This window comes from Dyadobacter bucti (genome assembly GCF_005869225.1).
Taxonomy (GTDB): Bacteria; Bacteroidota; Bacteroidia; order Cytophagales; family Spirosomataceae; genus Dyadobacter; species Dyadobacter bucti.
In genome coordinates this window covers 553,617-568,634 of record NZ_SWFP01000001.1, presented here as the reverse complement: position 1 = coordinate 568,634, position 15,018 = coordinate 553,617, and the positions used below count along the sequence as shown (strand labels likewise).

Sequence of the window (15,018 nt, the reverse complement as noted above, 5' to 3'; positions counted from 1 at the left end):
TATTTACATGAAAACAAGGAAAAAGTGCTTTTGGCCATTTCTTCTCCTATTTTTTACTATTGCTGCATTATATGAAGCAAATGCGCAGCAACGGGTCATCAGGGGAACAGTCACTGCTGCCGCAGACCGCGCCCCGATCCCTTTTGTAACGGTTATTGCAAAGGGTACACAGAATGGTATCAACACGGATGCCAATGGGAAGTATGAGATCCGGGCCACCGCAGGCCAGAGTCTGATTTTCAGTTTTATCGGTTATAAAACCCAGGAAATTGTGTTAGGCAGCCAGACTGAGCTGAATGTTACGCTGGAAGAGGACGCTACCACGCTGAATGAAGTAGTAGCGATAGGCTATGGGTCGCAATCACGGGAACTGACAACCACTGCGATCTCCAAGCTGGACAACCGGGTACTTGACAATGTGCCTTTTGCGAATGCCGCATCGGCTTTGCAGGGGACTATTTCCGGGGTACGGGTGCAATCAACAAGCGGCCAGCCGGGAGCTGCTCCGCGGGTGATCGTGCGCGGAGGTACTTCGATCAACAATCCCAATGGTGCGTCACCACTTTATATTGTAGACGGTGTGATCCGGGACAACATCAATGACCTGAACCCTTCCGATATTGAATCAATGCAGGTACTGAAAGATGCGGCTTCCACCGCTATTTATGGCGCCAGGGGCTCGAACGGCGTAGTGATTGTCACTACCAAATCAGGAAAATCGGGTAAAACAAGGATTTCTTATTCCTATGACCTGACGCAATCAACCGTGGCCAGAAAATACGACCTGTTGTCGGCACGGGATTTTATCTACTTTCAAAGGCTCGGTATCGCAGCCAGTGCGGCCAAAGACCCTGCCCAGAACAGCCTGCTTACCCAGCCGGGAAGTGGCGGTACGGGTAATGACCTTTCGAACAAGACACCTTTTACAACCCAATACCTGACACCAGAAAACGGACACAAATTGCAGGAGGGCTGGGAAAGTATGCCCGATCCGCTCGATCCGTCCAAAACGATCATCTTCAAGGATACAGATTTTCAGGAGCTTCTTTTCAAGACCGGTATTTCGCATAATCATGCCTTATCTATTGCAGGTGGCACCGAAAAAGCCACTTTCAGTGCGGGCCTGGGTTATCTCAAAAGCGAGGGGATCGCTATTGCTTCCGATTTCAGGAGAGTTACGCTGAACCTGAACTCGGAGCTCGCTGTGCGGGACAATGTAAAGGTGTTTGGAAGGCTGATGTATTCCAATTCCGCAAGCAAGGTACCCTATCAGACAACGAACTTATTCGGCAGGTCCAGCGGCTTGCCGCCAACCGCCAAGTACCAGTTTGAAGACGGTACCCTGGCACCGGGTATCAACCTCTCGATCGGTAACCCCGAGTATATTGTGAGTGTGGAAAAAGGGAAAAACAGCAATGACAAATCGACCATGGTGGTGGGTACCAACTGGAACATCCTGCCGGAACTGTTATTGACTGTTCAGGGGTCACTGTACCGGGAAACGGCCGACAGCCGGTCTTTTCTGAAAGCATATCTCAACGGCCCCGGTAACCTGGTGAATTCGCGGGATGCCTCGGGTTCTTATTCCAAAAGAATTCAGTATCAGACGGATGCAACTCTTTCATATGCAAAATCTTTCAATAATGTCCATGCACTGGACGCCATGCTCGGATTTTCATACTACGACAGGATACTTTCAAGCCTTTCTGCCAGCGGCCGGGGTGCAGCCTCGGATTTGATCCCGACTCTGAACTCGGCTGCCATACCACAGGCGGTAGGCGGCACGGAAGCACGACAGATCATCGCGGGTTATTTTGGCCGTGTGAATTATAATTATGATCAGAAATACCTTTTGTCGGTCACAAGCCGCTATGATGGCGCGTCCAATCTCGGTGCCAATTACAAATGGGGCTTTTTCCCAGGGGTATCCGCAGGGTGGAATGTGCATAGGGAAAAATTCTGGCAAGGACTTCCCGAAGGTCTTTTATCGCTCAAACTGCGCACAAGTTATGGTGTTAACGGTAACATCAGCCAGCTGGGCGATTACCAGGCACAAGGGCAGTACAGCGTGGGAGCCACTTATGCAGGCGTCGCAGCGATCCAGAACACGTCGCTGGCAAACCAGGAACTGAAATGGGAACAATCCAAAACATTTGACGTCGGTGTGGACATCGGTTTGTTCAACAACCGTATATCCCTGCTCGTTGACCGCTACCGAAGGGTGACCGACAATCTGATCACCAGCCTTTCACTGCCGCATTCAACCGGTTTCGGAAGCATACTCACTAACCTCGGGAGCCTGGAAAACAAGGGTATCGAAGTCGAACTGTCGGCCAGGATAACGAATAGTGAATCCGACTTGAGCTGGGACGTTTCCTTCAATGCGGCGAGAGTGAAAAACAAGATCCTTTCGCTGCCTTACAATGGTACCGAAAACAACCGGATCGGCGGGGTATATGTGTGGGATGCAGCCAGGGGAGACTATGCCTGGATGGGCGGTCTGCAGGAAGGCGGCCGGGTAGGGGATATGTTTGCATACAAGCAGATGGGGATTTATGCTACGGATGAAGCCGCCGCAGCTGGTCCGGTGGACATGGTTGTGCCGGGTGCCAATAAAACAAAATATGGCGGTGATGTGAACTGGCTCGATGCGGACGGCAACAATATTATTGATGAAAAAGACAGGGTTTATGTGGGCAATATTTATCCGACCTGGACGGGCGGTCTTACCAACTCTTTGAGCTACAAGGGTTTCAGTTTCCTTTTTCGCCTTGATTTTACAGCGGGGCATACAATCGACCATTATACCAGGGGAACATTCCTGGGGCAGTACCACGGGGACAACGGTCTTTCCACCGATTTGCTTAGATCATGGCAGAAACAGGGGGACGTTACCGACATACCGAGGTTTTACTGGGCCGACCAGCAGGTGCGCAGTAACCTTTTCAGGGGAAACTCAACGCTGTTTGAAAGAGGCGATTTCTTGGCTGTGAGAGAAGCTACGCTCAGCTACACCGTACCGGGCAAAATCCTGCAGAAACTGAAAATCGCAAGCCTGAGGTTCAATGTGACCGGCAACAACCTCCACTATTTCACCAATTTCACGGGTCTCAATCCCGAAGACGGTAACCGCGACAACGGACGTTACCCGATTCCCCGCAATATCATTTTTGGACTTAATGCTTCCTTTTAATTACAAGTAAACTTTGGAACTATGAAAAAGATCAATCTGAAGATAATCCTGCTTGCTTTGATATTATCGGGCATTTCGTGTACGGAAAAACTGATGCTTAATCCCGTCAGCCAGATATCCAATGCCACTTTCTGGAAAACAGAAGACGATGCCAACGGCGCATTGTATGGGATGTATGTGCGGCTCCGCGACCAGACTGTCTCCAATTATTTTATCTGGGGTGAAGCCCGGAGCGAAACCATGGCACGCAGCCCGGGCGGTGCCGACGGAAAAGATGTGTACTACGAAAACAGGCTCACGTCCATCAATTCCGGTCCTACCTGGCAGGGGCTGTACACGATTGTCCATGACGCCAATCTGATCCTGAAATATGCGCCGGGCATTGCTTTCACGAACGAGGCCAACAAGAACAAAATATTGGCTCAGGCGCATGCAATGCGTGCTTTTGTCTATTTCGTACTGGTGCGGACCTGGGGAGAAGTACCCATAGTGACAGAGCCTACGGAAGGCTACACCGCCGAGACAATTCAGAAAGAGAGAGCGAAAAAAGAGGACATATTTGCGCTGATCAAAAGCGATATAGCCGGGGCTGAAAAGCTTTTTCCCGATAACAGTTTCAATACCGGCAGGTATCTGTGGTCGCAGCCTGCATTGTACGCACTGAAAGCCGACGTGTTTTTGTGGACTGCCAAAAAAATGAACGGCGGGCAGGCGGATTTTGAAGTAGCCCTGAATGCGCTTAACGAAGTTGAAAAAAGCGACGTGGCGCTTCTTGATAATTTTGGCAGGATTTTCGATTTTGACAACAAGGGAAACAAAGAGGTGGTGATGGCTGTGAGGTATCAGGACATCGAAGCGCCTGAAAACGAGTACCGTAACATGTACACTTATCCAAACCTGACACCCACAAACATTGATCAGGAGACAAAAGATGCATTGGGTGTGCTGGTGGGTTCCTACTCCGTATGGTCTCCGTCGGCGACGGTCAGAAGCCAGTTTACGGTCGATGATCAGCGTAAAAATGCCTCTTTCATAGAGATTTATACCAATGAGGCCAACGGTACCAAAGCCTATTACAGCTCGGTGGTTTACAAATTCAATGGGGTGGTGATTTCCGGTGTCAGGAAGTTTATTGACGATATTGTTTTGTACCGGTATGCCGACGTGCTGCTGATGAAAGCTGAGGCGAAAAATGCCCTGGGACAGGACCCTTCACCGGAGATCAACAAAGTAAGGCAGCGCGCCTATGGTAGTAGTTTCGCCAAGCACACTTATATCAATGATACCAAAGTGAAAAATGATGAAGCCATCCTCAAAGAAAGGTTGCTGGAACTGGCTTTTGAAGGCAAACGCTGGTGGGACCTGGCCCGTTTCGACAAAGCTTTTGAGCTGGTGCCCTCATTGAAACCCCAGGTTGGCAAGAATTATCTCATGCTTTTCCCAATATCCGAAACAACCCTGAGCCTCGAACCCAAAGTAGTTCAAAATGAAGGATACAACTGATCTGAACTTGTAATAACCCTTAACCGATTCTATATTTTTTATGAAAAACCAAACAACAAGCAAGGAAGGAGCATCAACAAACAACCGCAGGAATTTTCTCCGGAAAGGTCTGCTGGCGACCTCTTCACTGGCCTTGTCGCCACTTGTTTCATCGGCCGGAACGGCGGGACCGGCCGCCAAAGCTGCCGTGTGCCTCGATTACGGGAAATCATTTATATGCAATACCGGCGATATGAACTCGGTAAGGATGTGGATTGAAAGCCGTACGATCATCACGGATCTGAAAACAGGCAAATCGACTGTTTACTACCAGGGCGGGGCCTGTAAAAGTGAAGATACCTTTGCCACCAAAAACCTCTTTTATAAAGACAATTACGACTTCACACCGATTTTCGGAGACGGGAAAGTGCTGGTTTTCAGAAGGCACGTCAATGAGCGGAAAGGGTACAGAAGTATCAAAACCATGGCCGGAATGTGGGGCGCCGACCCGATCATACGCCTGCCGGCCGCGCCTGTGATCACTGAACTGGATACCTGGGAGAAAATTCAGAAGGCTACCATTTCAGGTGTACCGATCGTTACGCAGACTGAAATCCGCAATGAGGAAACCGGGTTGAGCGCGGTCATCGAGTGTCCCTGCAAGACGATCAATATCAACAATGCCAAGAAACTTTACCAGACTGATACCGGCCCGGTAGTACTGCCCGACCTGACCAAAAAATACGACGAGCCGATGGATTCGCTGCGTCTGGCGTACATCGCGTTCAACGTTCCCGATTTTGCAGATTTTGTCGTGGAAGTCCCGACGCCAGTGATGGAGAACGGAAAGCAGGTTGCGAGCGTCTACCATTTTTCTGAACTGCACACGTTCACAACCAAAAACAAATTGTTCGCAATAGGTAAAGTCTAGGACAACGGATTCGAAGAATCAAAGCACAAACCCATGACAGGAAAGCACCCGAATACCTCAAAGAACCCGACCGCCAAAAGCCGACGGGCGACCGCTGACCGCCGACAGCCGACAGCCCTACTCGCTTTCCTGCTCCTTTTGTGCCTGTACGTTCATGGTCAAAATCCCGAAGCTGTTTTACTGGTAGCGAACAAGCATTCCAATACCTTGTCTTTTATTGATCCCAAAACCTATGAGGTAAAACAGACCATTCCCACCGGACCGAACCCGCACGAAATAACGGTCACCCCGGACCAGCGTACTGCATATCTGAGCAGTTACAAAGCACCCGGCAATACCATTTCGGTGATCGATCTGGTAAAACGGCAGCAGGTGAAGGAGATCAGCACCGGCAACTTTACGCGCATTCATGGTGCCGCAATGGCCCCTGACGGCAAAAATGCCTATTTCACTGCCGGACAAACAGGTTTTGTGGTTGAAATCGATACCAAAACCAACGAAGTAACCCGGACTATTCCTACCCATGGTAAAATCTCCCACATGGTATATGTTTCCACGGATGGAAAACGGCTTTATACGGCCAATATCACCTCCGAAAACATATCCGTGATCGACAGAAAAACGGGAGAACTCATCACCCAGATCCCTTGCGGCCCCGGCTGCGAGGGGCTGGCATTCACGCCCGACGGCAAGTATCTCTGGGCATTGAACCAGACCGGCGGAACAATCACGGTCATTGATCTTGCAACGCACAAACCAACCGAAACTTTTGAATGCAAAGGCATGCCGGTAAGGTGTCGTTTCACCGCCGACGGCAAACGCGCGCTGGTAGCGGGCTGGGTAAAGGAAGGCACATTGACGGTGATCGATGTCGCTACAAAAAAAGAGATCAAACGCATCCCGGTAGGGGATTATGCAATCGGCGTGGAGCTTTCGGTGGATGAAAAATATGCTTTTGTCGGTTGCGAAGATTCCGAGGAGGCTCAGCAAATGCCCGATGGTACAGAGCGGATCAAGGTAAAAACGACCGATTCTGATGGAATCCATGTAGTAGATCTTAAAAAGCTGGAGGTAGTTTCAGTGATCAAGTCAGGCCTCGGCCCCGATCCTATGGTGATGTGGTACCCGCCATCGGAAGCCGGCAAAAGAGATGTTGCCGGGAAATACACCGTTTTGGATATCAAGTCAGGAAACAACAACCCCAGAAACAGCGAGGGCGATTTTATTACACTGAAGGACGGCCGTATTTTGTATGTGTATTCCAAATATACCGGCTCCTCCGACAGTGACTTTGCCCCCGCCGACCTGGCCGGGCGTTACTCGTCAGACGGTGGGAAAACATGGACGGCTTCCGACCAGATCATTCTCAAAAACGAAGCTAAGATGAATATCATGTCGGTTTCGCTGCTGCGGCTCGCGAACGGGCAGATCGGTATGTTTTACCTCCGCAAAAATTCGGTGGACGATTGTGTACCGATGATGCGGATTTCCGGAGACGAGGGCAAAACCTGGGGAGTTTCCAAACCATGTATTGCCGACCGGAAAGGATATTTTGTACTCAATAACAGCCGCGTCCGGCAGCTGAAATCAGGGAGGATTCTGATCCCGGTTTCCCTCCACAAAACGCCTGATACCAAATGGAACAACCGCGGTATTTTGCGCAGCTACTACTCCGACGACAATGGTAAGAGCTGGAAATCGGGAAAGGCTGTGCCTAATCCGGACAGTGTTATCACGCAGGAGCCCGGTATCGTTGCGCTCAAAGACGGCAGCTTATTGATGAACATTCGTGCCAACGGCGGATTCCAGTACTATTCCTTTTCCAGAGACCAAGGCGAAAGCTGGTCGCCCTTAACGCCCGGCCCCATACCGTCGCCTGTCTCACCGGCTTCCATTGCGCGTATTCCTTCCACCGGAGATCTTATCCTGGTCTGGAACGATAACGGCGCGAAAGGTGAGGGCTACTTCAAAGGTAAGCGTACGCCCCTGACCCTGGCCATTTCGAAAGATGAAGGCAAAAGCTGGCAGCACCTGAAAAACCTGGAAAACGACCCGGAAGGTACATTCTGCTACACCGCCATTCATTTTACCAAAGATCATGTATTGATCGGATACAGCATGGGCGCAGGATTAGACCAGGCCCGGATTGTACGGATCGGGCTGGATGAGATTTATAACTAAACCTTTTATTGATGAAAAACATTAACAAAGCGCTGTTTCTTGCCTGGCTGATAACACACATTTTTTCGGCCCAGAATGCCTTTTCCCAAAATGATACCGTCAGCCTTAAAATACCGCCCGGGCCGGATAACCCCAGAAACAGCGAAGGGGATTTCGCTACATTGAAAGACGGCAGCATCCTTTTCATTTATACACGTTTCACAGGCAAATCGGCCAGCGACTACGCGGCGGCCTACCTGGTAAGCCGGGTATCTGCCGACGGCGGAAAAACCTGGTCGAAGGAAGACAAGCTGGTGGTTGAAAATGAAGGCGGCATGAACATTATGTCTGTATCGCTGCTTCGCTTAAAAAGTGGCAAGCTGGCTTTGTTTTATCTGCGCAAAAACTCAATCCACGACTGTATGCCCATGATGCGGATATCTTCCGACGAAGGTAAAACCTGGGGCAAACCATTCTCCTGCATCGACAAAACTGAATATTTTGTCCTGAACAATAACCGGGTGATCCAGCTGAAAAGCGGCCGGCTGCTGATGCCGGTAGCTTTGCACAAAACAGCGGGCGATAAGGACGAGATCAATTTACAGGGCATGCTGTACTGCTACTATTCCGATGATGAGGGCAATAGCTGGAAACCTTCGGCACAGATTCCCAACAACAGCAAAATGATCACCCAGGAGCCCGGCGTGATCGAGCTGAAAGACGGCCGTGTGATGATGTTCGTCCGTACCGACAGCGGCGTGCAGCAGGTTTCTTATTCCAAAGACAAGGGTAAAACGTGGAGCCACATTGAGCCCAGCAAAATTGCATCGCCGGTATCACCTGCTTCCATTGCCCGTATACCCGCTACCGGCGATCTGCTGCTGGTCTGGAACAACAATGATGGCGGCGTCCCGGCCACGAAAGGCAAAAGAACGCCCCTGACCACGGCTGTTTCCAAGGACGACGGCCAAACCTGGGAGCATCTCAAAAATATTGAAGAAAACCCTTCCGGCTCGTTTTGTTATACAGCCATCCATTTTACCAAAAATGAAGTTTTACTCGCCTATTTCGATTGGGCGACGACGCAGATCACAATTAGAAACCTGGAAACAAAAGGACTTTACAAATGAGATCAATATTCAAATCGGTATGCTTTGCCTGTGCGGCGATGATGTTTTTTTCGGGAGGAAATGCATTTTCCCAAAACAACAAATTCCAAAACCTCGCGCTCAAACTGGCCCCGGGCGACGATAACCCGCGCAACAGTGAAGGCGACTTTATAACCCTGAAAGACGGGCGGATCATGTTCATATACAGCCGGTACACCGGAAAATCCACCAGCGACCATGCTCCGGCGTATCTGGCCAGCCGGTATTCTTCCGACGGAGGCAAAACCTGGACTAAGGAGGATCAGCTTGTAGTGGAAAGAGAAGGCGATATGAACGTCATGTCGGTATCGCTGCTACGATTGGAAAATGGGAAAATAGCTTTGTTTTATCTCAAAAAGAATTCAGAAACCGACTGCATCCCACTGATGCGGATCTCGACGGACGAAGCTAAAACATGGAGCGCCGCTACGCCCTGCATTACCGACCGCAAAGGTTATTTTGTGTTGAACAACAACCGGGTGATTCAGCTGAAAAGCGGCCGTCTGCTCATGGCTGTGGCTTTGCATAGCTCTATAGACGGAAAATGGCAGAATAAGGCCGACCTGTACAGTTACTTCTCGGACGATAACGGCGCGAGCTGGAAATCGGGTAAGCAAGTGCCGAACAGCACGAAAATTATCACCCAGGAACCGGGAGTCGTGGAACTGAAAGACGGTCGGGTCATGATGTTTATCCGTACCGACAGCGGCGTACAGCAATTATCGTATTCTTCCGACAAAGGCGTGACTTGGAGCCATATCGAACCGAGCACGATTTATTCACCGGTTTCGCCTGCATCCATCGCCCGTATACCTGCAACCGGTGATTTGCTGTTGGTATGGAACAACAACAAGATCAAGGAAGAAGGCTGGCACGGGGGCGCCCGTACGCCGCTTACTGTGGCCGTTTCAAAAGATGAAGGCAAAACATGGGAACATATCAAAAATATCGAAAGCGATCCGGACGGCTGGTATTGTTACATCGCCATTCATTTTACCAAGAATGAAGTTTTGCTGGGCTACTGTGCCGGGAGCCAGGCCGCCAAAACACATTTATCGGTTACCAATATTACACGTCTGACCCAAAAAGGGCTATACAAATAACCGTTCAGGATCGCATGAATTCAAGAAGGAAATTTTTGAAAACGGCCGGTATCGGTGCGGCTGCCTTTGGGCTCGGTACAAGGCAAAGTGCCGTGGCATTTAATCCCGTAAAAAACAACGGAGGCGAGGATTCAACTCCCGATTTTGAACGGGTTAAGGAACTGCTGGCGTCACAAGAGCCTCATATCTGGCTTTTTACCGGCGACAGCATTACCCACGGCGCAAAGCATACGAAAGGCTACCGTTCGTATCCCGAAATTTTCGGGGAACGCCTTCGCTGGGAGCTCAAAAGAATGCGGGACATTGTGATCAACACAGGTATCAGCGGAAATACGACTGTCAACATCCTGTCGGATTTTGAATGGCGGGTGAGCCAGTTCAGGCCGGCAATGGTTTCGCTCATGATCGGGACCAATGATTGTGCTAAAAAGGATATGACGACGGATTTGTACCAAAAAAACCTGGAACAGATCGTTGCGAAAATTCGGGATATAGGCGCTGTCCCCATCTTTCACACGCCCAACAGCATCATCATTGAAAAAGATCCAAGCCGTAGTAAACTGCCTGACTATATGCCTTTTATGCGCCGGGTTGCAGAAGAAAAAAACGTGATCCTGGTCGATAATTACCAGTATTGGGAGGACAGCCGCCTCAATAATTCTGCCAATGTGTACCGAAACTGGCTCAATGATCCGATCCACCCTGGCGAAACCGGCCACCAGGAAATAGCGCGCCTCATGTTCAAAACGATATCCATTTTCAATCCGCAGGAACCTACCTGCGGAGGCGAATACTATGAAGGGGAACACTGATACATCAATGCTGCTGAGCCCCGCCTGAAAGTGCTGGTCCCCGCAGGTGGGCGGTGGACAAGTGGTGGCACGCGTCCGGAGTAATAAAGGTGGGAAAAAGGGCCGAAAAAGATAATTTATGAGTAATCAGAAAGTAGTAATCATTACAGGTGCAGCGGGTGGGATCGGGAAAGCAACTGCCCTGAAATTCGCTGAGGACGGATATGCGGTCACGCTCTGCGATCTGGATGCGGATACCCTGCAGGCTCTGACCGATGTCATTGACAAAAAATACGGAACCCGATGCCTGAACATCCCTGGCGATCTTTCCGATGAGCTTTATCTCCAAAGTATTATCCCAAAAACAATTGAGAAATGGGGCAGGATAGATGTTCTGGTCAATAATGCGGCGTGGCGGACTCTGGAAAGCATGCGCACGATGGAAATGGAGATCTGGGAAAAAACCTTGAAAATCTGTCTGACCGCCCCGGCTTTCCTAACCAAATGGGCTGCCGCAGCGATGGAGGAAAAACGGACCGGGGGCGTGATCGTGAATGTGACAAGCATGATGTCGGAGCGTCCTTCTGGTACGGGTTCTGCCTACATAGCAGCCAAAGGCGCTTTGGAAAGCTTTATCAAAGAATGTGCCGTTACCTACGGGCGAAGTGCGATCCGGGTGGTGGGCATTGCACCGGGCTACATCGACACGGAGCTCAGTAATGATTATGTCGATCCGGAAGGCAGGAATATCAGTAACCAACTCATCAGTGAAATCACTGATGCCATTCCGCTGGGAAGAGGCGGCAAACCGGAAGAAGTAGCCGATGCAATTTTGTGGCTCAGCTCGGAATCAGCTGCTTATATCACAGGAACTACACTCGTTATTGACGGCGGTTTCAAACCCAATTTCAGTAAGTACTCAATCAAGAAATTACAATTCCCCGAAGAGTTTTGAAAACAATATGGAAATACGGATCGAGGCTCCCCGAGGTAGGGGAGGCGCATAGGGTACAGCTGGGCGAAGGAGATACGCCCCTCGTAAAATCGAGGTCGGTGGGGAAGATGCTGGGGGTTCCCGAGCTGTATTTCAAGCTGGAAAACCTGAACCCGACGGGTTCCTATAAAGACCGTTTTGCGGCAGTACTGACCTCTGAAATGGCTGCGCAGGGGCAAAAAATATGCATTGCCACATCGAGCGGAAATACGGGTGCTGCGTTAAGTGCCTATTGTGCGGCCTCCGGTATCCGGTGTATTCTGGTAGTGGTGGATGGCGCACCTTTGCCGAAAGTCAAACAGATGCAATTGTACGGAGCGGATATCTATATGGTCAAGGATTTTGGAAAAAATCCCCGGGTGACGGCCGACGTGTTTGATCAGCTTGAAAAACTTTGTGCGCAGCAACATATTCCACTGCCGATCAGCGCGTACCGGTATTGCCCGTCGGCTATGCAGGGTGTGCAGACCATCGTGTACGAAATACTGGAAGAGCTTGAAAATCCGGGACACATTTTCGTCCCGGCGGGCGGGGGCGGGCTTACGCTGGCGATCTGCAGGGGAGCTGAAGTTGCCGGTTCCCAAGTAAAAATCAGCTGCGTGCAGCCGGAAGGAAATGATACGATCGCCTCGGCTTTACGCCATAACAAAACGGAAGCCAACGCCGTGAATGCTTCCACGACAAAAGTGAGCGGTCTTCAGGTAGCGAGTGTGATCGATGGAGACCATGTGATTGGAGGTTGCAGGAATTCGGGCGGGAATGGTTATACGATAGGCGACGCGGATATTTTCAAATGGCAAAAAACACTTGCACAGACGGAGGGTATTTTTTGTGAGCCTGCGGGAGCCGTGGCGCTGGCAGGTCTCGAAAATGCGCTCAAACGAAAAGAAATAGATCCCGGAGAGTCGGTAGTATGCCTGGTAACGGGCAGCGGATTCAAGGATATGGGATCGGTAGATACATTTTTCAATTTACCTGAGGTCGGTATCGCCGGTCATCAGAATTTCATCCAAACAATTCAAACTTTTTTCTAACACAAATCATGATGAGTGAACAGAGCAATATTTTTCAGGGCTTGTGGCCTGCGTTATTTACTCCTGTCAATCCCGACGGAACATTTAACCCGAAAGAACTCGAAAAACTGATCGAGCTGCTGATCAAACAACAGGTCGACGGACTTTATCTTTTGGGATCGACAGGCCAGGGATTCCTTTTCAGCGAGAAGGAAAGAAAGGAAATTACCCGGACAACGCTTGAAATTGCTAACAAACGCATTCCTGTGATGGTGCAGGTAGGTGCCCTCAATACCGAAGAGTCTATCAGGCTTGCCAAAGATGCAGCCAGCCACGGCGCGGATGGTATATCCTCTGTGGGGCCGATCTATTACGGCGCTTCTGCCGACATGGCCTTTGAACATTACCGCCGCATCGCGCAGGCAACTGACGTACCGTTTTTCCCCTACCAGATCGGCAGTGCGGCAAATCACCAGGTGATCGACAGGCTGCTCGACCTTCCGCAGGTGCACGGCATGAAGCTGACCACTGATAAAATGCTTGAAATAAGTACGATCAAAAACCGGGCTGGTGATAAGTGGAAACTTTTCAGCGGGGCTGACGAGCTCATGTGCCAGGCTGCGCTCTGCGGTACCGTAGGGGCGATCGGGACGAGCTATAACCTTTTCGGGCCGACGTGTAAGTATATCCGGGAGACATTTCTGGCAGGGGAAACGCAGCATGCAATGGATTACATGCTCACTTTTCAGAAATTCATCGAAACCATCATTCCCGTGATATGGTCTTTCTTCAACCGCGCCATGTACCTGCGCTATGATATCACCATCGGAGAGCCCAAGCCGCCGCTTCTTGCGAAGGTGCTGCCATGGTCAGATGAAGAAATAATGGGTATGACCGAGGAGATTGAGAGCTTTTATACACCGGTAAGCTGATTTTTTGAACTGAATGAAAAATACGGGCGAAATATCCATCAATAAACCGCTTTTTTATCCCTGGCTGGTCGTGGCGCTACTTTGTGTGGTGGGCTGCCTCAATTATCTGGACAGGATGATGATCACGACGATGCGTGGCTCCATTCTGGAAGCGATACCTATGTCGGACACCCAGTTCGGGTTACTGACCTCGGTTTTCCTCTGGGTATACGGCCTGCTGAGCCCGTTGGCCGGGTTCCTGGCCGACCGTTTCAGCCGTAGCAAAGTGATCATCGGCAGTTTGTTTGTATGGTCGCTCGTTACCTGGCTCACTTCCAGGGCGACCTCTTTCGAAGAACTGCTGCTGACACGGGCGCTGATGGGAGTCAGCGAAGCATGTTACATTCCTGCGGCCCTGGCATTGATCATGGATTACCACCGTGACAAAACGCGGTCGCTGGCTACAGGTATTCACATGGGCGGCATTATGGTGGGCCAGAGCCTTGGATTTATAGGCGGCTGGCTGGCAGAAAACCACTCCTGGACTTTCGCTTTCACTATTTTCGGCGTAATCGGGATAGGGTATTCCTTGCTGCTTGCCTTTACATTAAAGGATGTTGATAAAACAGTTGACCATGCAACTGGTAGCTCCCGGTCGCGCATCGGCTTTGGCGATGCCGTCAGAAACCTCTTCGGCGGGAAGGACTATATTCTGGCGATCATCTACTGGGGGCTGATCAGTATTGTGGGTTGGATGGTAGTGGGTTGGTTGCCAACTTATTACCAGGAGCATTTTGATCTTTCACAAAGTATGGCAGGTGTATATGCTACCGGGTATTTTCATACTGCGTCGCTGGCCGGGGTATTGCTGGGCGGTTTCCTGGCCGACAGGTGGAGCCGCAGAAATCCCAGAGGCCGGATGCTCGTGCCTTTATACGGGCTACTCGTGGCGGCACCGGCTATTTATCTTGCCAGCGGCACCAGCATATTGTCGGTAGCGATTGTCTGTTTTATGTTGTATGCCCTTACCCGGACTTTCACCGATGCCAATATGATGCCGATCCTCTGCCTGATCACCGACGGCCGGTACCGGGCGACGGCTTACGGGATACTCAATTTGTTCAGCTGCATAGTAGGCGGCCTGGGGATTTACGCAGGTGGCGTATTACGGGATGCAAATGTGAATCTGAACAAAATGTTCGAGGTAGCAGCCGCGATTTTGCTGGCATGTGTGGCAGTGATGTATTTCATTCGTCCTGATCCCAAAAAGGCATCTTCTGAATTGAATTAAA

11 protein-coding genes are annotated in these 15,018 nt (G+C 50.4%); all 11 read left to right on the top strand.

Features of this window, described 5'->3' with window-relative positions:
* Nucleotides 1-7: 7 nt before the first annotated feature.
* The 11 genes from FBF61_RS02085 (at nucleotide 8) to FBF61_RS02035 (ending at nucleotide 15,017) form a co-directional block, all read left to right on the top strand.
* On the top strand, nucleotides 8-3,193 hold the full coding sequence (locus FBF61_RS02085; protein WP_138475506.1) for a SusC/RagA family TonB-linked outer membrane protein: 3,186 nt from the start codon (nucleotides 8-10) through the stop codon (nucleotides 3,191-3,193).
* A 21-nt stretch (nucleotides 3,194-3,214) separates the two neighbouring features.
* Entirely contained in the window at nucleotides 3,215-4,696 is a 1,482-nt protein-coding gene (locus FBF61_RS02080; RefSeq protein WP_138475505.1) for a RagB/SusD family nutrient uptake outer membrane protein, read from the top strand.
* Between the two features lie 40 nt (nucleotides 4,697-4,736).
* On the top strand, nucleotides 4,737-5,606 hold the full coding sequence (locus tag FBF61_RS02075; protein ID WP_138475504.1) for a hypothetical protein: 870 nt from the start codon (nucleotides 4,737-4,739) through the stop codon (nucleotides 5,604-5,606).
* Nucleotides 5,607-5,639: 33 nt separating this feature from the next.
* The gene (locus tag FBF61_RS02070) at nucleotides 5,640-7,787 is read left to right on the top strand and encodes an exo-alpha-sialidase (RefSeq protein WP_138475503.1); all 2,148 of its coding nucleotides are present in this window, start codon (nucleotides 5,640-5,642) and stop codon (nucleotides 7,785-7,787) included.
* Nucleotides 7,788-7,798: 11 nt separating this feature from the next.
* Complete coding sequence (locus FBF61_RS02065) at nucleotides 7,799-8,896, top strand: sialidase family protein (RefSeq protein WP_138475502.1); 1,098 nt, start codon at nucleotides 7,799-7,801, stop codon at nucleotides 8,894-8,896.
* Nucleotides 8,893-10,017 carry a sialidase family protein gene (locus FBF61_RS02060; RefSeq protein ID WP_138475501.1) on the top strand — a complete coding sequence of 375 codons (1,125 nt, stop codon included), beginning with the start codon at nucleotides 8,893-8,895 and terminating at the stop codon, nucleotides 10,015-10,017. The genes FBF61_RS02065 and FBF61_RS02060 overlap by 4 nt, the downstream gene beginning before the upstream one ends.
* A 14-nt stretch (nucleotides 10,018-10,031) precedes the next feature.
* Nucleotides 10,032-10,829, top strand: a complete 798-nt coding sequence (locus FBF61_RS02055) for a GDSL-type esterase/lipase family protein (RefSeq protein ID WP_138475500.1) — start codon at nucleotides 10,032-10,034, stop codon at nucleotides 10,827-10,829.
* A gap of 118 nt (nucleotides 10,830-10,947) precedes the next feature.
* Nucleotides 10,948-11,763, top strand: coding sequence for an SDR family NAD(P)-dependent oxidoreductase (locus tag FBF61_RS02050; protein WP_138475499.1), 816 nt, complete (start codon nucleotides 10,948-10,950; stop codon nucleotides 11,761-11,763).
* On the top strand, nucleotides 11,760-12,836 hold the full coding sequence (locus tag FBF61_RS02045; RefSeq protein ID WP_138475498.1) for a pyridoxal-phosphate dependent enzyme: 1,077 nt from the start codon (nucleotides 11,760-11,762) through the stop codon (nucleotides 12,834-12,836). Before FBF61_RS02050 ends, FBF61_RS02045 begins: the two co-directional genes overlap by 4 nt.
* An 8-nt stretch (nucleotides 12,837-12,844) precedes the next feature.
* Nucleotides 12,845-13,747 (top strand): dihydrodipicolinate synthase family protein, encoded by a 903-nt coding sequence (locus tag FBF61_RS02040; protein ID WP_138475497.1) that lies wholly within the window; start codon nucleotides 12,845-12,847, stop codon nucleotides 13,745-13,747.
* 13 nt (nucleotides 13,748-13,760) lie between these two features.
* Nucleotides 13,761-15,017, top strand: coding sequence for an MFS transporter (locus tag FBF61_RS02035; RefSeq protein WP_138475496.1), 1,257 nt, complete (start codon nucleotides 13,761-13,763; stop codon nucleotides 15,015-15,017).
* Nucleotide 15,018 lies beyond the last annotated feature (1 nt).

What these genes read in the sequence shown, in the direction of transcription:
- FBF61_RS02070 (WP_138475503.1), top strand. Translation starts at nt 5,640, where the DNA reads ATGACAGGAAAGCACCCGAATACCTCAAAGAACCCGACCGCCAAAAGC.
- FBF61_RS02060 (WP_138475501.1), top strand. Translation starts at nt 8,893, where the DNA reads ATGAGATCAATATTCAAATCGGTATGCTTTGCCTGTGCGGCGATGATG.
- FBF61_RS02075 (WP_138475504.1), top strand. Translation starts at nt 4,737, where the DNA reads ATGAAAAACCAAACAACAAGCAAGGAAGGAGCATCAACAAACAACCGC.
- FBF61_RS02080 (WP_138475505.1), top strand. Translation starts at nt 3,215, where the DNA reads ATGAAAAAGATCAATCTGAAGATAATCCTGCTTGCTTTGATATTATCG.
- FBF61_RS02050 (WP_138475499.1), top strand. Translation starts at nt 10,948, where the DNA reads ATGAGTAATCAGAAAGTAGTAATCATTACAGGTGCAGCGGGTGGGATC.
- FBF61_RS02035 (WP_138475496.1), top strand. Translation starts at nt 13,761, where the DNA reads ATGAAAAATACGGGCGAAATATCCATCAATAAACCGCTTTTTTATCCC.
- FBF61_RS02085 (WP_138475506.1), top strand. Translation starts at nt 8, where the DNA reads ATGAAAACAAGGAAAAAGTGCTTTTGGCCATTTCTTCTCCTATTTTTT.
- FBF61_RS02040 (WP_138475497.1), top strand. Translation starts at nt 12,845, where the DNA reads ATGATGAGTGAACAGAGCAATATTTTTCAGGGCTTGTGGCCTGCGTTA.
- FBF61_RS02055 (WP_138475500.1), top strand. Translation starts at nt 10,032, where the DNA reads ATGAATTCAAGAAGGAAATTTTTGAAAACGGCCGGTATCGGTGCGGCT.
- FBF61_RS02065 (WP_138475502.1), top strand. Translation starts at nt 7,799, where the DNA reads ATGAAAAACATTAACAAAGCGCTGTTTCTTGCCTGGCTGATAACACAC.